Here is a 7,249-nt window from a genome sequence, read left to right on the forward strand (position 1 = left end):
TTTACGCGTATGACAGGCTCCGGAAGACGGTTGTTGCGCACGTATTCGGTGAACGCACTATGGCGACGCTGGGGCGTCTTATGAGCTTGCTGTCACCCTTTGACGTGGTGATATGGATGACGGATGGCTGGCCACTGTATGAATCCCGCCTGAAGGGAAAGCTGCACGTAATCAGCAAGCGATATACGCAGCGAATTGAGCGGCATAACCTGAATCTGAGGCAGCACCTGGCACGGCTGGGACGGAAGTCGCTGTCGTTCTCAAAATCGGTGGAGCTGCATGACAAAGTCATCGGGCATTATCTGAACATAAAACACTATCAATAAGTTGGAGTCATTACCCCGTCCTTCCGGTAAATGAAGTTCAGCAGGTCAATCTCCCACAACGGGCGATCGTTAACACTCAGCTTGTAGTAGGTGTTTTAATGGCGTAAGTGTGTGATGTGGCTTCGCCCTGTTTGGCTTCCCCCATATCAATTTCCGTCACACGTCCGCGCATTTCGACTTCATACAGGTCGCTTTCTGCATCGGTGTAGTATTCACCCGCAAAACGCAGCAGCGTGCCGTCAATCGTGCCGCCATACTTAAGGAACAGCTCACGAACTGCGCCCCCATGACAAAGCTCGCATCAAGCGCGGAGTCGTCCAGACCGAGATCAATACTTACCGCACCCATCATGCCACCACCCCGGTAGCTGTCGGTTTTGCGCGTCAGCTTAGGCAGAGTGACGGACGTCACATTACCCACTTCGTTTTCACCATCCACAAACAGCGTAAAAAAGCGAAGATGTTTTGGCACAGCCATCAGGCACCTCCCAGCACCGCAAATGCGGGTTCAAAGTATTCATCAGTAAACGTCTGGTAAAGCTCCATGTCTTCCAGTGGCGGAACGGGCGTATATTTGTAGCGAATACGCACACGTCCCTGACGTAAATCCGTGGTGCTGTTATCCACCACGTCATACCAGCACTCCGCGCCAATCAGTTTCCCGGCAGTCACCAGTGAATCCAGTTTTGCCCTGATGGCACTGATAACATCCTTCACATTCGCAGGCGTCAGTGGACTGTCGATGGTTTCAAACTGCGCTTCCGCAATTGAATCAGCCAGCACCTGTGCGGTTCGGGTATACACCTCAAAGATGTAGGCGTTCGTTTCCGGTGTGCGGTTACCCCAGAAGCGGACCCCGTTGCGACGAATAATGGTCGTGATTTCTTTGTTGTTGAGGCTGTTGGCATCGCTGTCTTCGGCCTGCAACGACCAGAACACATGCCTCGACATCCCCAGCACATTTTTAACCGGAACGTTGGACAGCGATTTGTGCCATCCCTGTTCATGGTCAATGTACGCACGAAGGCCGCACGCATAGGCAGGCGCGGGGAACGTTTCGTTTTTGCCATTTTTCGGGTTGTAGGCGATGAAGTCCGGCCATAAGAGCATCACCTCACGTTCGTTGAATTTCTGGCGGTAGGTAATTGCCTCGGCCATCGTGTTACAGCCATGACATGAGGCATACACAAACGCGCGCAGTTTATCTGCAATCACGCACAGGGATTTTGTTACCGCCTCCGTGTCCAGCTCCGGCGCGGCCAGAATACGCGGACGGTATCCGATGCTTTCATCCTGCTCTGCAACAAGCAGCGCATACATCCCCGTATAGCTGCCGTCATCCTCAGAACCACCGATAACCAGTTGATCCTGCGTCTTTCCGTCTTCTTCTTTGTGTTCAGCCACGCGAACGACGATCACCTTTGTGCTCACCTGGTCTGCGATGGCCTTAAGCGCACGATAAAGCGTCCCCGTTGTCCCGCATTTTCCCAGTACGTCATTGACGCGGGTCAGCAGTGTGGGCTTGTTCAGCGGGAACAGCTTCGCGTCCGCATCATCCGCCGTTGCCACGATACCGATAACGCTGGAATCAACATCGTTAATCGCTGTTACCAGGTCGGTATTCTCCGTAACACGGGCACCATGAAAACGAGTTTCACTCATAGCTTCAGCCCCTTGTATCCGTTAAATGATTCAGCAACAATCATCACCCACCACGCGCGTAATCTCACCCCTGCGCCGTTCTCCCGCCACGGCGACAACAAAAAGCAGTAACCCCCTCCGCACGCACATGCGACCATGCCGCACAGGGAGGGAGTAGATGACCGACACCACCATGCAATTGCTCAGTCAGGGCACGGCCCCCGTGAAAATGCCGGATTTTGATATTCTCTCGGAGGGTAAAACGCTGTCAGGCGTGGCGGAGCGCCTGATGAGCCTGTAACTGACCGACAACCGGGGATTTGAGGCGGACCAGCTCACCATCACGCTGGATGATGCGGATGGTCAGTTGCAGCTACCGCCACGGGGCGCGCGTCTGACGGTTCTCATTGGCTGGAAAGGGGAACCGCTGACAGAAAAAGGCACTTACATTGTTGATGAAATCGCTCACGAAGGACCGCCGGACAGGCTGACTGTTTCAGCCAGAAGCGCAGATTTTCGGGATGAATTTAACGTTAAACGTGAGGTGTCCTGGCATGATGTGACCGTTGAGCGTGTGGTATCCGCCATCGCTCATCGATACGGTCTGAAACCGCAAATCAGCGAAATGCTGATGGATATCGAAATCGACCACGCCGACCAGACCGAAGAAAGCGACATGTCCTTTCTTACGCGCATGGCGGAAATGCTGGGAGCAATCGCCACGGTAAAAAGCGGCAATCTGTTATTCATCATGCCAGGTGGTGGCGTGAACGCACAGGGGCAGCCGTTGCCCTCGTTCGCCATTACACGCAGCAGCGGCGATCGCCATCAGTTCCGCATTGCTGACCGCGAGGCGTATACGGGGGTACGCGCCTACTGGCTTGATCTTAATTACGGGAAAAAGAAAAAAGTCAGCGTGAAACGCCGCAAACCGCCAAAACCCAAAAAGGAGAAAAGCAGCAGTCGGGAAGGCGACTATATGGAAGGTGCGGAAGGCAACGTGTTTGTGTTACGCAAGACTTATCAGAACGAGCAGGCAGCAAGACGCGCAGCGGCGGCAAAGTGGCAGCAGCTACAACGCGGAGCCGCATCATTCTCCATCACGCTGGCGCGTGGTCGTGCAGAACTCTATCCCGAAATGCATGGCACAGTGACAGGCTTTAAAAGCGAGATTGATTATCAGGACTGGATTATTGCAAAAGCCGAGCACACCATTGATAACAGCGGCTTTACCACGCAGCTTGAACTTGAAGCAAAAATCCCGGAATGGATAGCAGAAACAGAATAAATCTCTTAAAAATATTATTTTTGAGATGTGCTTCTACACTGACAGTAAGAACAAAAGATAATGTATCAGCCCACTAGATGTCAGAGGTTGGGGCATCAACCAGATGCTAACAATAATACGGATGTTTTTCCCACATGACAGAGGAAGTCAAGTATAATCTTCACAGTCCATCCCGTCCAAGGGAATATGACTCAATAGTAAAAGTTCCAGTTTAGTTAGTAGACCCACACTTTATAGAAGAGTAATTCATGATTGGACAATTTTTAAGTGCAACAGAGATTTTAGCAAAGAACTATGTTCGTAATAAAATGGTTAAAAATCCATTTTATTCGAATTTAAAATGGAATTTTATTGAAAAAAACATCATAAGATTAACATCCTCACCGGTTAAATCAGTACTTTGCATATCAGCTTTTTCATTTGTACTACTTTATGTTGGATATTTAAACGAATTATTTATAAAAAATAATCTTTTACATTATTTCCCGTTTAGGCATTCATTAACCGAATGGCAAACAACCATTTTAAGTGGCCAATTGACAATTATTGGTATTGTATACCCCCTTGTTATAGGTTTAGTAAGTATCTTATTCCAAAAAAAGGCAGATAGAAAAATAGCCCAAACTGCTTATCAGCGTTACTCAGGATTCATGCTTGCTGGACTCAGCGGGCTTTTCTTATCAGGATTTATACTTCTCAGTGTACTAATTAAAACTGTCTTTGGAAGTTATCTTTATGGTATAGCTTGTCTAATCAGCATATTATGGCTTTTGATAAACATAGTTCTTTCTATTTGGTTCTTTATCGTGAGTCTTGAAATTCTTGATGATGTAAAACGGCAAATAATTATAAAGCGATACATTGCCTTCGAAATAGTAATGCCCCATATTTGTAACAAAATCTCAGCCAAGCTTAGGTTATACCCTATCTATCAAAAACATAACTATTCAAATTTAGAAATCAAGCAAGCCGATTACAAAGGAGAATACATATCTGTGGCTAGCAGTTATTCTAAGGAAGATGAGTTAAGTTTATATCACCGTCCTTTTCAACTTACTCTTAATCTTATTAATTACCAACTAAAAAAGAAGAATCATTTTGCGTCATTTGTCATTGGTGATAATCGTACAAAAGAAACAGAATCCACGGGTAAGATACTTTTTAGCGTTAAAAATATCAAACCAGACAGCTTATTAATAAAAATACTTAAGCAATGTTTTTATAGGGCTCCGATTAAAGGAGGAGATTTTTCCGTAAGTCTTACAATGCAGGCTATAACAGCAGATACGTATATGTATCTGCGGGATTCTGATCTCATTAGTTTTGACAATGCTATCTCTGCATTAATTAATAACTTTAATAATCTCTGCGATTTGTATTTTTTTCAAGATGATAATACCAACAATAACTTCTTACTGATCACTACAGAATTATTTGAACGGAGTTTTCAATATGAGTTTTCAGATGAAGCTTATAAAATATCAAATAATTCCATGGATAAAATTAATCTTTCTGAAAGATTTTTTGAATTATGTCTTTGGAGCGGAGTGCGTATTATCAATAATAGAAAACATCTTATCAGCAATGAACTTTGTATCTATATGGGAATTACTCGTTCACAATGGTCAATATTAACAGAATGGTTCCGAAACAACCAATCACTCTTAAATGCCTCGCTTCGTTCACGTTATAATCGTATATTAAGAACCTATACCACTGTTTGGGAGCAATATCAAGAAAGCATAAACTTTCGTTTCTGCAATACAGAGAATTCAGATTTATTTGAATTATTTTGCAAAACGCAACTACAAGAACTTCCATCGATGATTATTGATGCAACACAGACTCGCGATCCTTCTACTATTGATACAGCCGTCGATCTTATTAACCGATGGCAGCACTCAATGAATATTGACAGCCATTCGGTAGAAAAATACAGTTACAAAGGCCAGCTTTTTAACCCGGGTTTTTCATATCCAAAAAACTAAACTTCAATTCAGACAGAGAGTGGTTCAATATTGCCATCATAAATGCGTTGACTGACATGCGTATATGCACATGTCTTTATCTGACATCAAGAATCAATACTTCTGACAAACTAATGACACATTACATTAAACTTATTTTAGAGGGTAAACTTATTGACCAAACCGGTGGATATGAAACTCCCACTGAAGAAATTGATAATGCAAGCCAACTAATCAAGATATTAATTAGAATCTGCCTGTGGACATGGTCTGAAAATATGGAACACAATGGGTGGATGAATAGTTTAGCAAGGCGTTTACGTGACTATGATAAAACAGACATGGTGATGGGCAGAGTTTACAGTAATGTTTTTGACTGTGGATTTATTGATATGGAACAATCATGGGTTCAGCTATTATTAATTTTTTCTAACAAGAACGATAGCGTATCAAAAGAAATAAAAGAAGCAATAGAAAACAACTATATAACATATCGTGAGAAGCAACGACTCATTGGAGTATTATCAAAAATTTGTAACTCCATCGAATACACTAAAATCAAGCTGACTTTAACATTGGACGATCTCCAAACAAAAAAAGAAAACTTAAGAAAGTTGCTTCAAGAGCATATTAACATGCTAAAGAAAGATCTTGATATGAGACTTCAGGATGCTGCCATAGATGTACATCGACTAGATAGCACTGCACGTAAAACATCAGAACATCTTCGTAAACGCATCAAGAAAACGCTCCCTCTTTCACTTTTCAAATCTATTGATTTTAAGCAGGCTAGCGATTGTTTCACAAAACATAAGATATCTATTAAGATAGATAAAGAACCGTATGCCGAAGGAATAGAATCCATCCCTTATATCAATGAAGGTGATATTCAAGCAGACTTAATTCTCAAGGACATCCAGAGAATAATACTTTCAAATTTATTTAGCACTGGCTGTTCGCAACATACCGTAATAGAAGATTTCAATATGTTGATTGATCACATAAAATCATCTGCTGACTTGGCTGGCAAACTGGTTCTTGTGATGAGTAAAGAGATCTTTCAGCAATATAATCGTATGCTTTTCGATAATCCCAACCTCAGAGAACTAATGAGAAAAAATGATGATGGCTCTATGAACATAACTACTGAATCCGGTACCCGTAAGGTTTACTTCTTACCATTTGTTAATCAACCATTTTCTCTTGTGGTAAAGGATAACTACTTCACTAAATTAATTATTAGAGAATATGATAATAATAAGTTAGTAAATGTCACTTCAGAGAATATCAAAAGTGACTCAGATAAATTCAAGCTAACTCTTAACTATGAGTTGAATGTAGTATTTGAAGGAAACGCTGATTTAAAAATAGCTCACTCGCAAAGAGTGACATCAGAATAATATCTTTGACGGCGCTCCTTAGAGTGCCGTTCGTTTATTAACTAATGCTAAAAATCATTATATAGAGAAAGTCATGTTTAAATCTTAGAGAATACAACCTAGAATAGTGCAAGCACTACAATAAGAGAGGTCGCTATGTTCCGTTGTCCGCTTTGTGGCGCATCTGCCCGTATCCGCACCAGTCGTCCGGAAAATGATTCAAACACCGTGAGACAAAAGTATTATCAGTGTAACAATCTAGAATGCGGCGTATGTTTCTCAACACTGGAAGCCTTCCACAAATTCACTTCAAAGCACGCCTCCCCCATTCACTCATCAGAGGGCATCCCGTTGGATTTGCCCCTATATTTCCAGACATCTGTTATCACTTAACCCATTACAAGCCCGCTGCCGCAGATATTCCCGTGGCGAGCGATAACCCAGCGCACTATGCGGATGCCATTCGTTATAATGCTCGAACGCCTCTGCAAGGTTCTTTGCTGCCGTTAACCCGTCTGGTTTGGGCATGATACTGATGTAGTCACGCTTTATCGTTTTCACGAAGCTCTCTGCTATTCCGTTACTCTCCGGACTCCGCACCGCCGTGTTCTTCGGTTCAAGTCCCAACATCCGGGCGAACTGGCGTGTT

At 43.6% G+C, this 7,249-nt stretch carries 5 protein-coding genes and 3 pseudogenes; 5 read left to right on the plus strand and 3 right to left on the minus strand.

Going from position 1 to position 7,249, the window contains the following annotated elements:
- Positions 1–326, plus strand: a pseudogene (locus tag BFF42_RS08435) (IS1-like element IS1B family transposase); the annotation flags it as partial.
- Here the strand turns inward: BFF42_RS08435 and BFF42_RS08440 are convergent.
- Positions 320–803 (minus strand): annotated as a pseudogene (locus tag BFF42_RS08440) (phage major tail tube protein). The pseudogenes BFF42_RS08435 and BFF42_RS08440 sit on opposite strands and share 7 nt — an antisense overlap.
- A complete protein-coding gene (locus BFF42_RS08445) occupies positions 803–1,987 on the minus strand; it encodes a phage tail sheath subtilisin-like domain-containing protein (protein WP_000005375.1) in 1,185 nt (394 codons plus the stop codon). Before BFF42_RS08445 ends, BFF42_RS08440 begins: the two are co-directional and overlap by 1 nt.
- Positions 1,988–2,144: 157 nt before the next feature.
- Between BFF42_RS08445 and BFF42_RS08450 the strand changes: the two are divergent.
- From BFF42_RS08450 to BFF42_RS08465, 4 genes and pseudogenes are all read left to right on the plus strand, one after another.
- Positions 2,145–3,254, plus strand: a pseudogene (locus BFF42_RS08450) (phage late control D family protein).
- Between the two features lie 248 nt (positions 3,255–3,502).
- Positions 3,503–5,242, plus strand: coding sequence for a hypothetical protein (locus BFF42_RS08455; RefSeq protein WP_146759033.1), 1,740 nt, complete (start codon positions 3,503–3,505; stop codon positions 5,240–5,242).
- 113 nt (positions 5,243–5,355) lie between these two features.
- Positions 5,356–6,621, plus strand: a complete 1,266-nt coding sequence (locus tag BFF42_RS08460) for a hypothetical protein (RefSeq protein WP_252866567.1) — start codon at positions 5,356–5,358, stop codon at positions 6,619–6,621.
- A gap of 135 nt (positions 6,622–6,756) precedes the next feature.
- Positions 6,757–6,993: an Ogr/Delta-like zinc finger protein gene (locus BFF42_RS08465; protein WP_032324284.1), complete on the plus strand. Its 237-nt coding sequence runs from the start codon at positions 6,757–6,759 to the stop codon at positions 6,991–6,993.
- Here the strand turns inward: BFF42_RS08465 and BFF42_RS08470 are convergent.
- Positions 6,964–7,249: integrase core domain-containing protein (locus BFF42_RS08470; RefSeq protein WP_000318964.1), on the minus strand; the 286-nt coding region annotated here is incomplete at its 5' end. The two genes, BFF42_RS08465 and BFF42_RS08470, sit on opposite strands and share 30 nt — an antisense overlap.

Origin of the sequence: Shigella sp. FC1661, from assembly GCF_001712525.1 — a bacterium.
In the GTDB taxonomy this organism is placed as follows: Bacteria; Pseudomonadota; Gammaproteobacteria; order Enterobacterales; family Enterobacteriaceae; genus Escherichia; species Escherichia coli.